The organism is Streptomyces sp. NPDC086519, assembly GCF_040686075.1.
Lineage (GTDB): Bacteria > Actinomycetota > Actinomycetes > Streptomycetales > Streptomycetaceae > Streptomyces > Streptomyces shenzhenensis.
On the sequence record NZ_JBFBJL010000037.1, the window covers coordinates 62,721 to 81,741 of the forward strand.

The window sequence follows — 19,021 nt, forward strand, 5'->3', positions numbered from 1 at the left end:
CGGATGGTGCACCGGTGTTAGGCGCGCCCAGCTTTGACCTGATCACGCAGCCCTGGATCGAGGTGCTGAGAGACGACGGCAGGCAGGACGAGCTGTCGCTGCATCAGCTCTTCGTTCAGGCCGGCGAACTGCGTCGTTTGGTGGGCGACCTGGCCACGCAGGAGTTCGCGTTGCTTCGGCTGCTGTTGGCCATCGCCCACGACGCCCTGGACGGGCCGCGTGATGCCGGTGAGTGGAGTGACCTGTGGAGGGACGACCGGTGCTTCGACCCGGTCGGAAGCTATCTGGAGGCCCAGCGGGAGCGGTTCGACCTGCTCCACCCGACCGCGCCGTTCCTCCAGACCGCAGGGTTGCGTACGGCGAAGGACGAGGTGTTCTCGCTGAACCCTCTGGTGGCCGATGTGCCCAACGGCGAACCGTTCTTCACGTCCCGCATGCCCACCGTCGACCGGCTCACGTTCGCGGAGGCCGCCCGCTGGGTCGTTCATGCGCACGCCTTTGACACGTCCGGGATCAAGTCGGGGGCGGTGGGGGATGAGCGGGTGAAGTCGGGGAAGGTGTATCCGCTGGGCACTGGCTGGTTGGGCAGTCTGGGCGGGGTCTTCGTGGAGGGCGTGACGCTGCGGGAGACGTTGCTGCTGAATTTGATCGCGGCCGAGACCGAGGCGATCGAGGAGGCAGCGACGGGGGACCGGCCGGCCTGGCGGGCCGAGCCGTCCGGTCCCGGGGGCAGCGAGCGCACGGCGACCGGACTGCTGGACCTGTACACCTGGCAGACGCGGCGGGTGCGCCTGCACTACGACGGCGACGGTGTCCATGGTGTGGTCCTCGGCTACGGTGACCCGCTTTCGTCGCGGAACATGCACCGCCGGGAGCCGATGACGGCGTGGCGGCGGAGCCTGGCGCAGGAGAAGAAGCTGGGCCAGTCGCCGGTGTATCTGCCGCAGGAGCACGATCCGTCCCGGGCGGCCTGGCGCGGGATCGCCGCGCTCGTCGCCGACCGCACCGACAGGGAGCAGGGCACGGAGGCGGCATCGCATCGGCGTCCGGGCATCCTGGAGTGGATCGCCGAGCTGGTCACCGACGAGGTGTTGCCGCGTGGCTTTCTGGTGCGGGCCCGTCTGATCGGAGCCGCGTACGGGACTCGGCAGTCCGTGATCGACGAGGTCGTTGACGACGACCTCGCCATGCCGGTCGTGCTGTTGCACCGGCACGACCGCACGTGCGCACGGCAGGCCATTGGTGCAGCCGAGGACGCCGACCTGGCCGTACGGGCCCTGGGAGACCTCGCCACCGACCTGTTCCGTGCCGCCGGAAGCGAAGGGGAAGGGGCCCGGTCGGCGGCCAGGGAGCTCGGGCTCGCGGCTATGGAACACCCCTATCGCACCTGGCTCGCCACGCTGGGGGACACCGACGATCCCTTCGAGAGCCGGCGTGACTGGCAGCGGCAAGCACACCGCATCCTCAGCCTGCTCGGTGATCGCCTCATCGCCTCGGCCGGGGACGCGGCCTGGCAGGGCAGGACCATGACCGGCAAACAGGGCACGTACTGGCTGAACACGGGTCTTGCCGACACATGGTTTCGCACTCGCCTGTCCAAGGCGCTCGGCCACCCTTACGCCACCGAGGAACGCCCCGACAGCGGCCCGTCGGATGTCGAACCACCTGGCCATCCGGGACCGGGCAGCACCGATCCCCAGCAGCCGTCGACCGACACGAAGGTGCCCGCATGACCACCACCGTAGCTTTGCCGACGGTCCGTGACCGGGTCAGTGCAACTGCTCACTCGCTGATCGTCATACGGCAGAAGGGCTATCTCCGGGACGTCCCCAAGGACGTTGCCGCGCTCGCCCGACTGCGCCGCGGAGCAGGCAGGAGCGCCGGCGAGGTCCCCGACCTGTGGGATCTGATCGACACCGGGCGCCTGCACCAGACCGTCGAGGGCCAACAACCGCTGAACGAAGGCGCGTTGGGCCGCGCGGAGGAGGCAGTGCATGCCTCGCTGACATTGTGGGCGCTGCACCAGCAGTCCCGCGGCGGATCCATGCACCGTCCGACCGAGCGGATGCGGCCGACCGGGCTGGGCGCGTCGGTACGGCGCCTGATGCCGGTGGGCGAGATCGACGAACCCGTCCGCAAGCGCCTCGTGCGCGCCGGCACGGCGCCCGATCTGGCGACTTTGGCCCAGCGCTTGCGGGATCTGGTCGTCCTGCTGCGCGGGGCGGACATCCCGCTGGACTACGGCCTGCTCGCCGGCCAGCTCTACACCTGGCAGTGGCCCGACGGACCCTCGAGCGTCCGCCGTGAATGGGGCCGTTCCTTCCACGCCCGCCCGTCGGCCGCCGGGCAGGACGCGCCGCTCGCCGACACCACCAGCCTCCCGGACACCGACAAGGACGCCTCGTGAACCGCATCTTCTTGGACGTGCACGCCCTTCAGACCGTCCCGCCCAGCAACCTGAACCGGGACGACACCGGCGCGCCGAAGACCGCCGTGTACGGCGGTGTGCCGCGGGCCCGGGTCTCCAGCCAGGCCTGGAAGAGGGCCACTCGCACCCACTTCGCCGACGAACACCTGCTGGATCCCAGCGAACTCGGTGTGCGGACCAAGAAGGTCGTGGAGGTGGTTGCCTCACGGATCACCGCGCTGGATGCCTCCATCGACGACGAGACGGCGCTGCGGCTGGCGGATGAGACCGTCAAGGCGGCCGGCCTGAAGACGGAAGTCCCCAAGCGGAAAGCGGACGCGGCCAAGGAATCCGGCGCCACACCGGCCCCGGAGGCGAAGTACCTGGTCTTCCTCAGCGCCCGGCAGCTCGACGGGCTGGCCCGGCTCGCCGTCGACGGCGCCGGCGACATCACGGCGCATTTGAAGGACAAGCAGAACAAGGAGCGCGTCAAGGAGATCGCGGACAGCCGTCACTCCGTCGACATCGCCCTGTTCGGCCGCATGGTCGCCGATGCCGCCGACTACAACGTCGACGCGGCGGTCCAGGTCGCCCACGCCATCAGCGTGCACCGGGCGGACACCGAGTCCGACTACTACACCGCGGTCGACGACGAGAACACCGACGAGGAGACCGGCGCCGGAATGATCGGCACCGTCGACTTCAACTCCGCCACCCTCTACCGCTACGCCGCCCTCAGCGTCCACCAGCTCGCCGACAACCTCGGCCAGGGCCTGCGCGAGGACGAACCGCGCACCGAGCCCGTCCGCCGCGCCGTCGAGGCCTTCGTGCACAGCTTCGCCGCTTCCCTGCCGACCGGGAAGATCAACACCTTCGGGCACCACACCCTGCCCGACGCCGTCGTCGTCAAGCTGCGCACCACCCGCCCCATCAGCTTCGTCGCCGCCTTCGAGGACCCCATCCGCGGAGACCAGGGCGGCCACGTACGGGAAGCGTCCGACCGGCTCGCAGCCTACGTCCCCGACATCGAACGGGCCTACGGCCATGGAGACTCCACCCTGACCTGGGTGCTGCGGGTCGGCCCCAACACCCTCAAGCTCGCCGACCTCGGCACTGAGTCCGACAGCCTCACCGAGCTGGTCGCAGCCGTCGGCCGGGCTGTCACGGACCGGCTGGAGAAGCCCGCATGAGCGTGCTCCTGCTCCGCCTGGCCGGCCCCCTGCAATCCTGGGGGGCCTCCTCCCGGTTCGCCCGCCGCACCACAGAGTCCGCACCCACCAAGAGCGCCGTGATCGGACTGCTCGCTGCCGCCGCCGGCATCGAACGCGGCGACGACACTCGCCTTGCTGCTCTGGCCGCGCTCCGCTTCGGCGTCCGCATCGACCAACCAGGCACCCTCCTAAGGGACTTCCACACCGCCCACCACGCCGTCACCGGCAAAGCGATGCCGTTGTCCGAGCGGTACTACCTCGCCGACGCCGTCTTCGTCGCCGCCATCGAAGGCGACCCTGCCCTGCTCACCCGGCTTGATGCCGCCCTGAGGACGCCGATCCATCCGCCGTTCCTGGGCCGCCGCTCCTGCCCGCCGGCCGCGCCTGTCGAGCTCGGCCTGCACGAGAAGGGGCGGCTGGAGGACGCTCTCGCGACCGTGCCCTGGCAGGCATCCGCCTGGTACCGCAAGCGCTACCGCGGCCGCACCCCCGACGATCTGATGGTCCTGAGGGAAGCGGCAGCAGGCGAAGAGAGCGGCGCGGACAGTCTGCGTGACCAGCCGGTCAGCTTCGACGCCGCCCACCGCCAGCACACCTGGCGCACTGTCGTCACTACCAGGGTGCCCGTCCCCGGGCTCCCGGCCGCTCCTGCGCGGCACGAACCGTTCGATGCCCTGGAGGAGGAGAGCGCCTGATGTCGTTCCTCACCCGATTCCGTGTGAACACCGCGCGCCCCGGCGCCCGGCGCCTGCTCTCCTCACCGCAAACCATGCACGCGGCGGTCATGGCCTCCTTCCCCGACCTGCTGCCCAGCGACGGCCCCCAACGGGAGGAGCCGCGGGTGCTGTGGCGCCTGGACCACCGGGCACGCGCCGAGGTCCTGCTCTACATCGTCAGCCCGCACCGGCCCGACCTGACCCACCTGGTCGAACAGGCAGGCTGGCCCGCAGCCGCCGTCCCGGACAATCCCGGCTGGCAGACCAGGCCCTACAGCCCCTTCCTTGAGCGGCTTGCCGACGGCGACCGCTGGGCCTTCAGGCTGACCGCCAACCCGGTCCACACCATCCGGCGCACCGCCGACGAACCCCGCAAGATCACAGCCCACCTGACATCCGTTCACCAGATGCGTTGGCTCATCGACCGGCAGGAAAAATGCGGCTTCCGCATCCTGGAGAAGACCGACGACAAACGACTGCTCCCAGGCGGCACCACCCACCACGGCAAGCACGAACACCACGGCGACCGCTACGAACTCTCCGTCGCCAACCAGCACAACCTGGCCTTCGACAAATCACGCGACGCAGACGGCAACCGGCGCGGCAAACCGGTCACCCTCGTCACCGTCACCTACGACGGCCGTCTCGAAGTCACCGACCCCGCACTGCTGCGCCGCACCCTCACCCAGGGCATCGGCCGCGCCAAAGCCTACGGATGCGGCCTGATCACTCTGGCCCCCCTCGCCACGGCACCCCAGCAGGCGTGATGAGTACGGTTTCCCAGCGCACCGCACTGACCCCGCGGCAACTCACCCGTACCTCAGAACGCCTGTCCTTCATCTACCTGGAACGCTGCACCGTCCACCGCGATGCCAACGCCATCACCGCCCAGGACGCCGAAGGCACCACCCACATCCCCTCCGCCACCATCGGCACCCTCCTCCTCGGCCCCGGCACCCGCATCACCCACCAGGCAATGAGTGTCCTCGCCGAAACCGGCGCCGCCGTGTGCTGGGTCGGCGAACGCGGCGTGCGCTACTACGCCTCCGGCCGCGCCCTCAGCCGTTCCTCCGCCCTCGCCGAAGCCCAAGCACGCCAGTGGGCCAACCCCCGAAACCGCCTCGCCGTAGCCCGCGCCATGTACCGCATGCGGTTCCCCGACGAAGACCCCGCCGGCCTGACCCGCCAGGAACTCCTGGGCCGAGAAGGGCGACGCGTCAAAGACTGCTACCGCGCCCAGGCGGCCCGCACCGGTGTGCCCTGGCGCGGCCGCCGCTACACGCCCGGCGACTTCGCCGGCGGCGACGCCGTCAACCAGGCCGTCACTGCCGCCGCGCAGTGCATGTACGGCATCGCCCACGCCGTCGTCACCTCACTCGGCTGCAGTCCCGGCCTCGGGTTCATCCACTCCGGCCACGAACTGTCCTTCGTCCTCGACATCGCCGACCTCTACAAAACCGACATCGGCATCCCGCTCGCCTTCGACGTCGCTGCGGACGACGACGGCGACAACACCGACATCGGCGGCCGCACCCGCCGCGCCCTGCGCGACCGGATCCACGAGACGTCCCTCCTGGACCGCTGCGTCCACGACATCAAGCGCCTGCTCCTGCCCGCCGGTACCCCTGACGAGCCCGCGAACAACGACAGGGACATCGTCATGCTCCAGAGCGATGGCAACCAGCAGGTCACCGCCGGCATCAACCACGACGGGCCCGACGACTACGAACAGGTGAGCTGGTGACCGTCATCGTCCTCACCAACTGCCCACCCGGCCTACGAGGATTCCTCACCCGGTGGCTCCTGGAAATCTCCGCCGGCGTCTTCATCGGCAACCCCTCGGCACGCATCCGCGACGTCCTGTGGGACGAAGTCCGACAGTACACAGGCCAAGGACGCGCCCTCCTCGCACACACCACCAACACCGAACAGGGCTTCACCTTCCGTACCCACGACCACGCCTGGCACCCCATCGACCACGAAGGCGTAACGCTGATCCAACGCCCCAGCCCCACAGAGACTCCACCTGTCGGCTGGAGCAGGGCGGCAAAGCGCCGCCGCTTCGGAGGTCCTTGATACCTTTCCTGCCCGCTCGGCTGAATTGTCGGAATCAATGAACGTCATGGGAATCCCCACGCTGCCGGAGTAAAAGCCCAGTTCAGTGAGTCTGCTCCCCGCGCCCGCGGGGATGGTCCCTCACCTCTCGTACGGCGTCCTCGTCGGACTCCCTGCTCCCCGCGCCCGCGGGGATGGTCCCTGAGCGGTGCACATACAATCCTCACACTCTGTCTGCTCCCCGCGCCCGCGGGGATGGTCCCACGTCCGGCTGGCCGACTACACCGACGACCGGCTGCTCCCCGCGCCCGCGGGGATGGTCCCAGGAACACCCGGTCTGCCTGGCCGTAGGTGAGCTGCTCCCCGCGCCCGCGGGGATGGTCCCTGCCGGCCGTCGCGCGTCACCGTGACCCGGTACTGCTCCCCGCGCCCGCGGGGATGGTCCCAACCGGCCCGGTCCGCTACATGCAGGGAATCGCTGCTCCCCGCGCCCGCGGGGATGGTCCCACGTCCGCCATCGCGGCCAACACGTACCCGGTCTGCTCCCCGCGCCCGCGGGGATGGTCCCCGCTTCACGTCGGACTGCACCAGGGGCGGGAACTGCTCCCCGCGTCCGCGGGGATGGTCCCTGCGGCCCAACGATCCTGCCGGATGACGGCTACTGCTCCCCGCGCCCGCGGGGATGGTCCCGTTCGATTCGGTTCGAACGGCGGGAGGTGCGCCTGCTCCCCGCGCCCGCGGGGATGGTCCCGCGCCGGTCGTGAGGTTGATCCAGCCCTCGGACTGCTCCCCGCGCCCGCGGGGATGGTGCCGGCACCCACGCCGACAGGAACGTCACCACCCCCTGCTCCCCGCGCCCGCGGGGATGGTCCCCCGACACCGATCGAGTCCACCTTCACCGCCGTCTGCTCCCCGCGCCCGCAGGAATGGTCCCCGTGCCAGCCCTGAAGGACGCCCGCGCCGACCTGTTCCCCGCGCCCGCAGGGATGTTCCCGTGATCGGTTCGCCGAGATCGGCGGGTCGGACTGTTCCTTGAACCCGCGGGGGATGGCCGTGGCTTTGATCGAGACCCTCTGGTTGTTCTCGCCTCTCACCTGCTCCGCGCCCGCAGGGCCGGCGCCGATCGGGCAGCGCTTGAGACCCGCCAGCCAGTATCGGTGGATGTCCCGCATACGCGACCGCTCATGACCGTCGGGTATCCAGGATCCCTGGGGACTTTTCGGGGACTTTCAAGCCTGTCCCAGGGACTTTCCGGGGACTTTCCGCCGCGTAAGCAGGGAAGGCCCCGACAGCGCTGAAAGACACGGACACGCTGGTCCGGGCATGTCTCCCTAGCACTCGATGATGTTCACCGCGAGCCCGCCCCGCGCCGTCTCCTTGTACTTCACGCTCATGTCGGCGCCCGTGTCCTTCATGGTCTTGATGACCTTGTCCAGGGACACCTTGTGGGAGCCGTCGCCGCGCATGGCCATGCGCGCCGCGGTGACCGCCTTGACCGCGGCCATGCCGTTGCGTTCGATGCAGGGGATCTGGACCAGGCCGCCGACCGGGTCGCAGGTGAGGCCGAGGTTGTGCTCCATGCCGATCTCGGCGGCGTTCTCGACCTGTTCGGGGGAGCCGCCGAGGACCTCGGCGAGGGCGCCCGCCGCCATCGAGCAGGCCGAGCCGACCTCGCCCTGGCAGCCGACCTCGGCGCCGGAGATGGACGCGTTCTCCTTGAAGAGCATGCCGATCGCGCCGGCGGCGAGGAGGAAGCGGACGACTCCGTCCTCGTCGGCGCCGGGAACGAAGTTGATGTAGTAGTGGAGGACGGCCGGGATGATGCCGGCCGCGCCGTTGGTGGGGGCGGTGACGACCCGGCCGCCGGCCGCGTTCTCCTCGTTCACGGCCATCGCGTAGAGCGTGATCCACTCCATCGCGTGCGCCAACGGGTCGCCCTCGGCCCGCAGCTGGCGCGCGGTCACGGCGGCCCGGCGCTTCACCCGGAGCCCGCCCGGCAGGATGCCCTCACGGGACATACCGCGCGAGACGCAGGCCCGCATCACCCGCCAGATGTCCAGCAGGCCCTCGCGGATCTCCTCCTCGGTTCGCCAGGCCCGCTCGTTCTCCAGCATCAGCGCGGAGATCGACAGCCCCGTGTCCTTCGTCAGGCGCAGCAGCTCGTCGCCGGTGCGGAAGGGGTACTTCAGGACCGTGTCGTCCAGCACGATGCGGTCCGCGCCGACCGCGTCCTCGTCGACGACGAACCCGCCGCCGACCGAGTAGTACGTCTTGGAGAGGAGCTCGGCGCCCTGCGCGTCGTACGCCCAGAGGGTCATGCCGTTCGCGTGGTACGGGAGCGCCTTGCGGCGGTGGAGTTTCAGGTCGTCGTCGAAGGAGAACGCGATCTCGTGCTCGCCGAGCAGCGACAGGCGCCCCGTGCTCTTGACCGTCTCGATGCGGTCGTCGGCCGTCTCCACGTCCACCGTGCGCGGCGAGGCGCCCTCCAGGCCGAGCAGCACCGCCTTCGGGGTGCCGTGGCCGTGGCCGGTCGCGCCGAGGGAGCCGTACAGCTCGGCGCGTATCGAGGTGACGGGCGCCAGCAGTCCCTCGTTGCGCAGCCGGCGGGCGAACATGCGGGCCGCGCGCATCGGCCCGACGGTGTGGGAGCTCGACGGGCCGATGCCGATCGAGAACAGGTCGAAGACCGAGATGGCCACGGGAACTCCTCGGGAAAGAGCGGGGGCACACGCCATCGGGTGCCCCCACCAGGGAACTACTTGTCGAGACCGGGGTACAGCGGGTACTTGTCGGTCAGGGCCGCCACCCGGGCCCTGAGCGCCTGGGCGTCGAAGGACGGCTTCAGCGTCTCGGCGATCACGTCCGCGACCTCGGCGAAGTCCTCGGCCGTGAAGCCGCGGGTGGCCAGCGCCGGGGTGCCGATCCGCAGACCCGAGGTGACCATCGGCGGCCGCGGGTCGTTCGGGACGGCGTTCCGGTTGACCGTGATGCCGACCTCGTGGAGACGGTCCTCGGCCTGCTGTCCGTCCAGCTCCGACTCGCGCAGGTCGACGAGGATCAGGTGCACGTCCGTACCGCCGGACAGGACGTTCACCCCGGCCTCGCGGGCGTCGGCGGCGGTGAGCCGCTCCGCCAGGATGCGCGCCCCGTCCACCGTACGGCGCTGGCGCTCCTTGAAGTCCTCCGAGGCCGCGACCTTGAAGGAGACCGCCTTCGCCGCGATCACGTGCTCCAGGGGACCGCCCTGGAAGCCCGGGAAGACGGACGAGTTCAGCTTCTTCGCGAAGTCCTTCTTCGCCAGGATGATGCCGCCGCGCGGGCCGCCCAGCGTCTTGTGGGTGGTGGAGGTGACCACGTCCGCGTACGGCACCGGGTTCGGGTGCAGCCCCGCCGCCACCAGGCCGGCAAAGTGGGCCATGTCGACCCACAGGTACGCCCCGACCTCGTCGGCGATCCGCCGGAACTCCGCGAAGTCCAGCCGGCGCGGGTACGCCGACCAGCCCGCGATGATCACCTTCGGCCGGTGCTCCTTGGCGAGCCGCTCCACCTCGGCCATGTCGACCAGACCGGAGTCGTCGACGTGGTAGGCGACCACGTCGAACTGCTTGCCGGAGAAGTTCAGGCGCATGCCGTGGGTCAGGTGGCCGCCGTGGGCGAGGTCCAGACCCAGGATGGTGTCGCCGGGCTGGGCCAGCGCGAACAGAGCCGCCTGGTTGGCGGAGGCACCGGAGTGCGGCTGCACGTTGGCGTACTCGGCGCCGAACAGCTCCTTCACCCGGTCGATGGCGATCTGCTCGGTGACGTCCACGTGCTCGCAGCCGCCGTAGTAGCGGCGGCCCGGGTAGCCCTCGGCGTACTTGTTGGTGAGGACCGAGCCCTGCGCCTCCATGACCGCGAGCGGAGCGAAGTTCTCCGAGGCGATCATCTCCAGGGTGGACTGCTGGCGCTCCAGCTCGGCGTCGACCGCGGCGGCTACCTCCGGGTCGAGCTCGTGCAGGGGCGTGTTCAGAACGGACATCTGTTTCTACGACTCCTTGGCCGGGGTCTGCTGCGGCTCTCAGCCGGCGGTGAAGGCGGTGTACTCGTCGGCGGAGAGCAGGTCGCCCGGCTCGTCCGTGACGCGCACCTTGAACAGCCAGCCGCCCTCGAAGGGGGCCGAGTTCACCAGGGACGGGTCCTCGACGACGTCCTCGTTGACCGCGGTGACCTCACCGGTGACCGGCGCGTACAGGTCGGACACCGACTTGGTCGACTCCAGCTCGCCGCAGGACTCGCCCGCGCTCACCGTGTCGCCGACCGCCGGGAGCTGGACGAAGACGACGTCACCGAGCGCGTTGGCCGCGTGCTCCGTGATGCCGACCGTCGCCACGCCGTCCTCGGCGGCCGTCAGCCACTCGTGCTCCTTGCTGTAACGCAGCTGCTGGGGGTTGCTCATGGCCTGAATTCTCCTGTACGCGGGGGAGTGCTGGTGAATGGGGGACTGCTGGGACCGTGCGTGATCAGCGGCGATGTGGGCCGGATCACGCCCGGTGGCCGTTGCCGACGCTCGTGGCGGCGATCACTTCTGGCGCTTGTAGAACGGCAGCGACACGACCTCGTACGGCTCGTGACTGCCCCGGATGTCCACGCCGACGCCCGCCGTGCCCGGCGCCGAGTGCGCCGCGTCGACGTACGCCATGGCGATCGGCTTGCCCAGGGTCGGGGAGGGGGCACCGGAGGTGACCTCGCCGATGACCTCGCCGCCGGCGACCACCGCATATCCGGCGCGCGGCACCCGGCGGCCCTCGGCGACCAGGCCGACGAGCACCCGCGGCGGGTTCTGCTCCGCACGCCCGGCGGCCTCGGCGAGCGCCGCGCGCCCCACGAAGTCGCCCTCCTTCTGGAACTTGACCACCCGGCCGAGCCCGGCGTCGAAGGGGGTCAGCTCCGTGCTCAGCTCGTGCCCGTAGAGCGGCATGCCCGCCTCCAGGCGCAGGGTGTCCCGGCAGGACAGCCCGCACGGCACCAGGCCCACCGGGGAACCCGCCTCGGTCAGCGCCTGCCACAGCTCCACCGCGTGCTCCGGCTTCACGAACAGCTCGAAGCCGTCCTCGCCTGTGTAGCCGGTGCGCGCGATCAGCGCCGGGACGCCGGCGACGGTGCCGGGCAGCCCCGCGTAGTACTTCAGGCCGTCCAGGTCGGCGTCGGTCAGGGACTTCAGGATCCCGGGCGACTCGGGCCCCTGGACGGCGATCAGGGCGTACGCGTCCCGGTCGTCGCGCACCTCGGCGTCGAAGCCGGCGGACCGCTCCACGAGCGCGTCGAGGACGACCTGGGCGTTGGAGGCGTTGGCGACGACCAGGTACTCGGTCCCGGCGAGCCGGTAGACGATCAGGTCGTCCAGGATGCCGCCGTCCTCGCGGCAGATCATGGTGTAGCGGGCGCGGCCGACGCCCACGGAGGCGATGTCACCGACCAGGGCGTGGTTCAGCAGCTCGGCCGCCTGCGGGCCGGTCACGGTGATCTCGCCCATGTGGGAGAGGTCGAAGAGCCCGGCCCTGGTCCGTACCGCGACGTGCTCGTCGCGCTCGGAGCCGTAGCGCAGGGGCATGTCCCAGCCGGCGAAGTCGGTCATGGTGGCGCCGAGCGAGCGATGCAGGGCATCGAGCGCGGTGCGGCGCGGTGCGGCGGAATCGGTACTGCTCATCGGTCGGTCGTCTCCCGGAGGTCCCAAGGGCATGACAGGCGAGGTCTGTCCTCCCCATCTGTCATCGGAACCTGAGAGGTTCGCCCTGACCACGCATGTGATCACGGCTTGCACCTTGGGTGGAGCCACTGACACAGCGGCCCGCTTTTCAGATGTGCCTCGCCCGCGCGGTAACGGGGGCCTGAGAGATTCAAGGGAGGGACTTGCTCCTTCGGCGCCCCAGCGAAGACGGCTGGGGACTCTCCCGCGCGGATTCAAGCGGCCGGTATGCAGTTGGCGCGGACATCATTGCACGCCGTCCGGACGCACGGCAGGCCGGACCCGGCTCCTGGCTCTGTGACGCGGCTGTGGCAGGACGGGCACGGAATCGCGAGACACCATGCATTACCTTCTCTTTACATTAAGCGGGGAGAACCTTTCCTGAGCCCCCAGGGAGGACGGTCACGGTGACAAGGACCACGGCATACGCCACGACGACGGGCGTCGCCCTGCCCCAGCAGCCGACGGCCCTGGCCCGCGAGCGGTGCGGCGAGCCCCCCGCGCCGGTCGTCCGCGACCTGCGCGACCGCGCCGGGCGCAGCCCGCACGGCCTGCTCTTCGGCCCCCGTGACCTGGTGGTGGTCACCGGGCTGCCCGGCAGCGGCAAGTCCACCCTGATGCACCGCACCGTGCAGGGGATACGGATCGACTCGCAGGACACCCGAGACCGCTGGGACGCCCGCCTGGCCCGCCTCCTGCCGTACGCCGTCTACCGCCCACTGGTCCGCCTCGCCCACTACGCCGGGCTGCGCCGGGCCCTTCGCGCCGGCGAAGGCGTCGTCGTGCACGACTGCGGGACCCAGGCCTGGGTCCGCGACTGGCTGGCCCGCGCGGCCCGCCGTCGCGGCGGCACCCTGCACCTGCTCCTCCTGGACGTCACCGTCGGCACGGCACTGGACGGGCAGCGCGAGCGCGGCCGGGGCGTCTCCCGGTACGCCTTCCTGCGCCACCGCCGGGCGGCCGGCCGGCTGCTGCGCGCGGTGGAGAGGGGCGAACTGCCCGAGGGCGTCGGCTCGGCGGTCCTGCTGGACCGGGACGCGGCGGACGTACTGCGCCGGATCGCCTTCGCGAACTGATCCGCCGGTGCGGGTATCCCCTTTCCGGGCCGAATCGGCTGGTGGGGTGGCTTTGTCGGTGTCACCCGCTAGCCTTTCCAGCCTCAGCAGCAGTGGTTTCCAGCAGGCGGTAGGCAGATGGACTTCCCGGCGGACGTTCCCGCGGACTTCCCGGCACAGGCACACCCCCACCCACACGGCGGGTGGCCCGGCAACGAACTGGAGGAGGTCCTGTCGGCCTCCCTCGGCGTACCCGCGGCGGCGGGCCGGCTCATCGAGGTACTGGGCCGGAGCTTCCTGTGGATCCCGCTGCCGGAGGGCGGCGGCCCGCACAGCGGCCCGCTGGACCTGCCCACGACGGAGATAGCGGGCCAGGTGTACGTGCCGGTCTTCAGCTCCGAGGAGCAGTTCCGCCTGGTGGCCGGCTCCCACCTGTCGTACACGATCGCCCCGGCCGTCGAGTTCGCCCGCGGTCTGCCCCCGCAGGTCGGCATCGCGGTCAACCCCGGCGGGGTGGTCGGCGTCCCGCTGCCGCCGGAGGCGGTCGCCCAGCTGTGCCGGGTCGGCCACACCGAGCTGGACGGCCCGTCCTCCGGCGGCCGGGTCCGCCTCTTCGAACCGGACTGGCAGGACGACCCGGTGGACTTCCTGGCCGCGGCGTCGGCCGAGTTCGCCCAGACCGGCGTGGTCGCCACGGCCCGCCGCTGCCTGGCCGCGATCGAGACGGCGGACCCCGTGATGTTCGTGGGCGTCGAGCTCTCCCAGTGGGAGGGCGACTTGCGCGCCCTGCCCCTGGAGGCCCTGGGCAAGGCGCTGGGCCGGGTGCCGGTGCGATGGCCGGTGAACCTGGTCCTGCTGGACGTCGCGGACGACCCGGTGGGCCACTGGATGCGGGACCACGTGCGTCCCTTCTATCAGGACGGTCACTAGCAGCGCCCCAGGGGCGCGGGGCCGTGCCGATCCGCGGCTCCGCCGCCCGGGCGCGCTCAGCCACGACGAAACCCGCACCCGCCGACGGACAATCGGCGCCACCTCCCCTGGCGCTTAAGCTGTCTCCAAACGCGGGGCGGCCTCCATACGCGGGCCACCAGATGAAGGGGCGGTAACACGTGAGCGCCAGCGGCACCGCGGCGACCGGACAGGTCGAGCACATGCTGCGCCAGGTAACCCCCGGGCGCTACGACGCCTACGAGGCACTTCTCCGCGCCCTCGCCACGCCCTCCTCCGGCCAGATCTGGATGCTGCTCTGGCATGGCCAGGCCGGCTCCCCCGACGCCCAGTACGGGAACATGGAGGTCGACGGCCACGGTTACGCCCCCTGCGTGACCTCGGCCCAGGAACTCTCCGCGAGCGGCTGGAACCGGTCGTACGAGGTGGTCGACGGCCTCGACGTGGCCCGCACGCTCTACCCCGACCACTTCGGCCTCTGGCTCAACCCGCACGCCCCGGGCGGCGGCGTCGGCATCCCCTGGCTGGACCTGCGCCGCATCGCCACCGGCCTGGACCGCCAGCCGGCCGGCCCGCTGCGGCTCACCGAACCCGCCATCGAGGTCCCGCAGTTCTACGCCCTGCTGACGCAGAACGCCCACCGTACCCCCGCGGTCCGCTCCCTGCGCCGCGCCTGGGTCCAGCCGGCGCTCGGGGCGCCGTACCTCGCGATCGGCCTGGACGTGTACGACACGTCGCCGCCGGCCGTGGACTCGGTGCGGGCGATGATGCAGCAGTCGATCGGCGCGGCGCCGGACGGACTGCCGGTGTCGACGGTGGCGATGACCGACGAGTACGACCCGGTCGTGATGTGGATGCGGGCGACGGCACGCCCCTTCTACGACCGCGAGGCCCACGCGGCACTGCCACCGGCGCCGGCTTCGGGGTACGGGTATCCGCCGGTGTCCGGAACCTACTGAACACGGCTGCGCCCGCCTCTCGACCGAGAGGCGGCCACAGCCGTGTCATGCGGCGCCGTCACCGGGTCACGGCTCCGGTGTGCACGCGTGCTTCGAAACGCACGTGGAGCAGAAGAGCTTCGCGGTGACGGCGTGGAACACGCCGTAGTCCTTGTCGACGGCGATCTTGCAGTTCGCGCCGTAATGCGCTTTCTCGATGTGGAACTTCTGGAATTCCGCCTCGGGCGTCACATAGCCGTAGCGCTTTCCGGGCACACTGAGGTCGTGCTCCACCGAGACGCCCTTGGTGTTCGCCTTGAAAACGTCGTACTTGACGTTCCCTGAAATCTCGGCCAGCGTGAACTTGACGGACCGGCCGCCGCCGCAGGTCCAGCCGGACGTCCGCGACATGGTGATGCTGAGCTGAGGGTGTACTTCAGGGTCGCGGCCTTCGTGCTGTCGTCGTACCCGCCCACCGTGCCACCCGACGCCTTTTTGTAATTGCCCGTTTCCCCTTGGTGCAGCGGGTTTCGCTGACGGGGCATGAAGTCATCGCTGTGGCGTGTGCGCATCAACCAAGAAAAATCGGGAGGGTCGGCCCTTCCTCAAGGAACCCTCGATTCTGTTTGTCGGAGCCTTTGTTCCGGTTGTCGAATGCCTTGATTTTGTTTTCTGTGAGGGGGTGGGAATGGCTCATGGCCGAGCAAGGTGGGGCAAGTATCGCCCGGGGGTGTGACGCGGGTCACGCGGTTGCTGGTGATGGTTGAATGGTGAGGCGTGGCTCGGGTGGGTCTCTGCGCGTAGATGGGGGGCTTTGGGTGACAGGTGTGATGTCTTGTCGCCTTTGTCCCCTGTCCGACAGGCGTTACCCGTCGTTCGGATAACGAAACGCCATGCTCGTATCACGGTTGCGCATCCATTCACCGTCAACTCTGGTAACCGGTCGCCGCAGCGTTGAAGACTCGCGCTCCAAGGGGTGTTCATCCCTGCCCAGGAGAGAGTGATCATGCCGCTACCAGCGGCAAGTGCAAGCCGGCTACCGCCGGTTGAGAGGGGTCCCTGCCAGATGACGGCACCATTGCACGAGCCGACCGCGGAAGCGGCCCCGAGTGCGGCCGAAGAAGCGGCGGCTGCCACCGCCGGCGACAAGGCCGTGCAGGGACGTTCCCTGGGCCGGATCGCCTGGGAGCGCCTCAAGCGAGACAAGCTCGCCCTCGCGGGCGGCATCGTGGTGCTCCTCCTGGTCGTGGTCGCCCTGCTCGCCCCAGTGATCGCCAACCTGATCGGGCAGGACCCGGACACCTTCCACGAGAACCTGATCGACCCGCTGTTCGGCACGCCCACCGGGTCGTTGGGCGGCATCAGCGGTGACCACCTGCTGGGCGTCGAGCCCGTCAACGGCCGCGACATCCTCGCCCGAATCCTCTACGGCGCACGGATCTCGCTCCTCGTCGGCTTCCTGTCCGCGATCGTCGCCGTCGTGTTCGGCACCGTGCTCGGCATCCTCGCCGGCTTCTTCGGCGGCTGGATCGACTCGGTCATCAGCCGCGTCATGGACGGCCTGCTGGCCTTCCCGCAGCTGCTCTTCATCATCGCGCTGGTCTCCGTCATGCCGGACGCGATGCTGGGCCTGTCCGGCTCCAACGTGCGGGTGTTCGTGATGATCCTGGTCATCGGCTTCTTCGGGTGGCCCTACATCGGCCGCGTGGTGCGCGGCCAGACCCTCTCGATGCGCGAGCGCGAGTACGTCGAGGCGGCCCGGTCCCTGGGCGCGGGGCGGTTCTACATCCTGTTCAAGGAACTGCTGCCCAACCTCGTCGCGCCGATCATCGTCTACACGACGATGATGATCCCCACCAACATCCTGACCGAGGCCGCGCTCAGCTTCCTCGGTGTGGGCGTCAAGCCGCCCACCTCCTCGTGGGGCCAGATGCTCTCGACCGCGATCGACTACTACGACTCGGACCCCATGTACATGGTCGTCCCGGGCGTGGCCATCTTCATCACCGTTCTGGCCTTCAACTTGTTCGGCGACGGCGTGCGGGACGCGCTGGACCCCAAGGGCTCCCGCTGAACCGCCTCACCCAAGCGTCCCGTGGCACACACAGCACGGGGTCTCTCATCAAAACCGGAGGATCCGAGATCGTGACTACCCAACGCACCTCAGGGCGGCGTAAGCAGGCGCTGGCCGCCGCTGCGGCGGTCGCCGGCATGCTGGCCATGGCCGCGTGCGGAGGCGGTGGCAATGACGACGGGGGGTCGAAGAACGGCGCCGCCGGCTTCAACGCCGCGAACAACAAGGTCGCCCAGGCCGCGCAGGTGAAGAAGGGCGGCACCCTGAAGTTCGTGAGCCCCCAGGACGCCGACTCGTGGGACACCACCCGCGGTTACTACGGCTTCATGTGGGACTTCGCGCGCTACTACAGCCGCCAGCTGCTCACGTACAAGACCGAGCCGGGCGCCAAGGGCGCCGAGCTCACCCCGGACCTCGCCACGGACGAGGGCACGGTCTCGGCCGACGGCAAGACGTACACCTTCCACCTGCGCGACGGGATCACCTGGGAGGACGGCAAGGCCATCACCTCCCAGGACGTCAAGTACGGCATCGAGCGTGTCTGGGCGCAGGACGTGCTGTCCGGTGGTCCGATCTACCTCCAGCAGATGCTCGACCCCAAGGGCACCTACAAGGGTCCGTACAAGGACACCTCGAAGGACAAGCTCGGCCTGAAGGCGATCTCCACGCCCGACGCCAAGACGATCGTCTTCCACCTGCCCACCGCCAACTCCGACTTCCGTGAAGTCCTGGCGATGGTCACGGCGTCCCCGGTCCGCCAGGACCAGGACACCAAGTCCAAGTACGGCCTGCACCCGTTCTCCTCGGGCCCGTACAAGTTCCAGTCGTACACCCCGAACAAGGGGCTGGTCCTGGTCCGCAACACCAGCTGGAAGGCGTCCTCGGACCCGGTCCGCAAGGCGTACCCGGACAAGATCACTCTGGACATCTCCACCAACCAGAGCGACATGGACCAGCGCCTGATCAACGGCGACTACGACATCGACGCCAGCCAGACGGGCCTCGGCCCCCAGGGCCGCACCATCGCCCTGAAGGAGCACAAGGACAACCTGGACAACCCGGTGTCCGGCTTCATCCGCTACGCGGTCTTCCCGCAGAGCGTCAAGCCGTTCGACAACATCCACTGCCGCAAGGCCGTCGTCTACGCCGCCGACCACGTGTCGCTGCAGACGGCCCGCGGTGGCCCGGTCGCCGGTGGTGACCTCGGTACGAACATGCTCCCGCCGTCCGTCGCGGGTGGCGAGGGCCAGAAGTACGACCCGTACGGGATCGCCGGCGCCAACAAGAACGGCAACGTGAACCTGGCCAAGCAGGAGCTCAAGGCCTGCGGTCAGCCGAACGGCTTCAAGACCACGATCGCGGTCCGCAGCAACAAGCAGCAGGAGGTGGCCACGGCCACGTCCCTGCAGGAGTCGCTGAAGAAGGTCGGCATCCAGGCCGACATCTACCAGTACGACGGCTCGCAGATCTCCGGCATCATCGGCAGCCCCAGCAACGTGGCGAAGAAGAAGCTCGGCATCATCATCATGGGCTGGGGTCCGGACTTCCCGACCGTCCAGGGCTACGGCATCCCGCTGTGGGACAGCAGCTACATCCTGCAGAGCGGTAACAACAACTTCGCCCTGATCAAGGACAAGACGATCGACGGGCTCTTCAGCCAGTACAGCACCACGCTGGACGAGGCGAAGAAGACGCAGATCGCCACCCAGATCAACCACAAGGTCATGGAGGGCGGCTACTACCTGCCCTTCGTCTTCGAGAAGCTCCTGAACTGGCGTTCCTCGCGGATCGCCAACGTCTACACGACGGACGCGTTCAGCGGCTACTACGACTTCGTCAACATCGGCCTGAAGTCCACGAAGTAATCCCGGTACACCCGCCGTACGGCACGA

Annotated in this window: 17 protein-coding genes and 1 riboswitch; of the genes, 12 read left to right on the plus strand and 5 right to left on the minus strand. The window is 69.6% G+C overall.

Features of this window, described 5'->3' with window-relative positions; all coding sequences use genetic code 11:
• Positions 1 to 14 precede the first annotated feature (14 nt).
• From casA to cas2e, 7 genes are read left to right on the plus strand one after another with little or no spacing between them, the layout of a single operon-like run.
• Entirely contained in the window at positions 15 to 1,733 is a 1,719-nt protein-coding gene (gene casA, locus AB0P24_RS30160) for a type I-E CRISPR-associated protein Cse1/CasA (RefSeq protein ID WP_365799453.1), read from the plus strand.
• Positions 1,730 to 2,407: a type I-E CRISPR-associated protein Cse2/CasB gene (gene casB, locus AB0P24_RS30165; RefSeq protein WP_365799455.1), complete on the plus strand. Its 678-nt coding sequence runs from the start codon at positions 1,730 to 1,732 to the stop codon at positions 2,405 to 2,407. The genes casA and casB overlap by 4 nt, the downstream gene beginning before the upstream one ends.
• A complete protein-coding gene (gene cas7e, locus AB0P24_RS30170; protein ID WP_365799457.1) occupies positions 2,404 to 3,597 on the plus strand; it encodes a type I-E CRISPR-associated protein Cas7/Cse4/CasC in 1,194 nt (397 codons plus the stop codon). Before casB ends, cas7e begins: the two co-directional genes overlap by 4 nt.
• Positions 3,594 to 4,313, plus strand: a complete 720-nt coding sequence (cas5e, locus tag AB0P24_RS30175; RefSeq protein ID WP_365799459.1) for a type I-E CRISPR-associated protein Cas5/CasD — start codon at positions 3,594 to 3,596, stop codon at positions 4,311 to 4,313. The genes cas7e and cas5e overlap by 4 nt, the downstream gene beginning before the upstream one ends.
• Entirely contained in the window at positions 4,313 to 5,101 is a 789-nt protein-coding gene (gene cas6e, locus AB0P24_RS30180) for a type I-E CRISPR-associated protein Cas6/Cse3/CasE (RefSeq protein WP_365799461.1), read from the plus strand. The genes cas5e and cas6e overlap by 1 nt, the downstream gene beginning before the upstream one ends.
• Positions 5,101 to 6,078, plus strand: coding sequence for a type I-E CRISPR-associated endonuclease Cas1e (gene cas1e, locus AB0P24_RS30185; protein ID WP_365799463.1), 978 nt, complete (start codon positions 5,101 to 5,103; stop codon positions 6,076 to 6,078). Before cas6e ends, cas1e begins: the two co-directional genes overlap by 1 nt.
• Positions 6,075 to 6,410, plus strand: a complete 336-nt coding sequence (gene cas2e / locus AB0P24_RS30190; protein ID WP_365799465.1) for a type I-E CRISPR-associated endoribonuclease Cas2e — start codon at positions 6,075 to 6,077, stop codon at positions 6,408 to 6,410. Before cas1e ends, cas2e begins: the two co-directional genes overlap by 4 nt.
• A 1,310-nt stretch (positions 6,411 to 7,720) precedes the next feature.
• On the opposite strand, the gene AB0P24_RS30195 is transcribed toward cas2e, so the two are convergent.
• From AB0P24_RS30195 to gcvT, 4 genes are all read right to left on the minus strand, one after another.
• Entirely contained in the window at positions 7,721 to 9,088 is a 1,368-nt protein-coding gene (locus tag AB0P24_RS30195) for an L-serine ammonia-lyase (RefSeq protein ID WP_365799467.1), read from the minus strand.
• 56 nt (positions 9,089 to 9,144) lie between these two features.
• Positions 9,145 to 10,407 (minus strand): serine hydroxymethyltransferase, encoded by a 1,263-nt coding sequence (gene glyA, locus AB0P24_RS30200; RefSeq protein WP_365799469.1) that lies wholly within the window; start codon positions 10,405 to 10,407, stop codon positions 9,145 to 9,147.
• A gap of 39 nt (positions 10,408 to 10,446) precedes the next feature.
• Positions 10,447 to 10,824, minus strand: coding sequence for a glycine cleavage system protein GcvH (gcvH, locus tag AB0P24_RS30205; protein ID WP_365799471.1), 378 nt, complete (start codon positions 10,822 to 10,824; stop codon positions 10,447 to 10,449).
• 123 nt (positions 10,825 to 10,947) lie between these two features.
• Positions 10,948 to 12,075, minus strand: coding sequence for a glycine cleavage system aminomethyltransferase GcvT (gcvT, locus tag AB0P24_RS30210; protein ID WP_365799473.1), 1,128 nt, complete (start codon positions 12,073 to 12,075; stop codon positions 10,948 to 10,950).
• A gap of 158 nt (positions 12,076 to 12,233) precedes the next feature.
• Positions 12,234 to 12,332, minus strand: a riboswitch (glycine riboswitch).
• A gap of 189 nt (positions 12,333 to 12,521) precedes the next feature.
• Between gcvT and AB0P24_RS30215 the strand changes: the two genes are divergently transcribed.
• From AB0P24_RS30215 to AB0P24_RS30225, 3 genes are all read left to right on the plus strand, one after another.
• Positions 12,522 to 13,190 carry an AAA family ATPase gene (locus AB0P24_RS30215; RefSeq protein WP_365799475.1) on the plus strand — a complete coding sequence of 223 codons (669 nt, stop codon included), beginning with the start codon at positions 12,522 to 12,524 and terminating at the stop codon, positions 13,188 to 13,190.
• A 117-nt stretch (positions 13,191 to 13,307) separates the two neighbouring features.
• Complete coding sequence (locus AB0P24_RS30220) at positions 13,308 to 14,099, plus strand: enhanced serine sensitivity protein SseB (protein WP_365799477.1); 792 nt, start codon at positions 13,308 to 13,310, stop codon at positions 14,097 to 14,099.
• A 179-nt stretch (positions 14,100 to 14,278) separates the two neighbouring features.
• Positions 14,279 to 15,076 (plus strand): enhanced serine sensitivity protein SseB C-terminal domain-containing protein, encoded by a 798-nt coding sequence (locus AB0P24_RS30225; protein ID WP_365799479.1) that lies wholly within the window; start codon positions 14,279 to 14,281, stop codon positions 15,074 to 15,076.
• Positions 15,077 to 15,142: 66 nt separating this feature from the next.
• Here AB0P24_RS30225 and AB0P24_RS30230 read toward each other — a convergent pair whose 3' ends face one another.
• A complete protein-coding gene (locus AB0P24_RS30230; RefSeq protein ID WP_365799481.1) occupies positions 15,143 to 15,466 on the minus strand; it encodes a hypothetical protein in 324 nt (107 codons plus the stop codon).
• 655 nt (positions 15,467 to 16,121) lie between these two features.
• On the opposite strand from AB0P24_RS30230, the gene AB0P24_RS30235 reads away from it, so the two are divergent.
• Positions 16,122 to 17,129 carry an ABC transporter permease gene (locus AB0P24_RS30235; protein WP_365799483.1) on the plus strand — a complete coding sequence of 336 codons (1,008 nt, stop codon included), beginning with the start codon at positions 16,122 to 16,124 and terminating at the stop codon, positions 17,127 to 17,129.
• Positions 17,130 to 17,200: 71 nt separating this feature from the next.
• The gene (locus AB0P24_RS30240) at positions 17,201 to 18,994 is read left to right on the plus strand and encodes an ABC transporter substrate-binding protein (RefSeq protein ID WP_365799485.1); all 1,794 of its coding nucleotides are present in this window, start codon (positions 17,201 to 17,203) and stop codon (positions 18,992 to 18,994) included.
• The last annotated feature ends 27 nt before the right edge of the window (positions 18,995 to 19,021 follow it).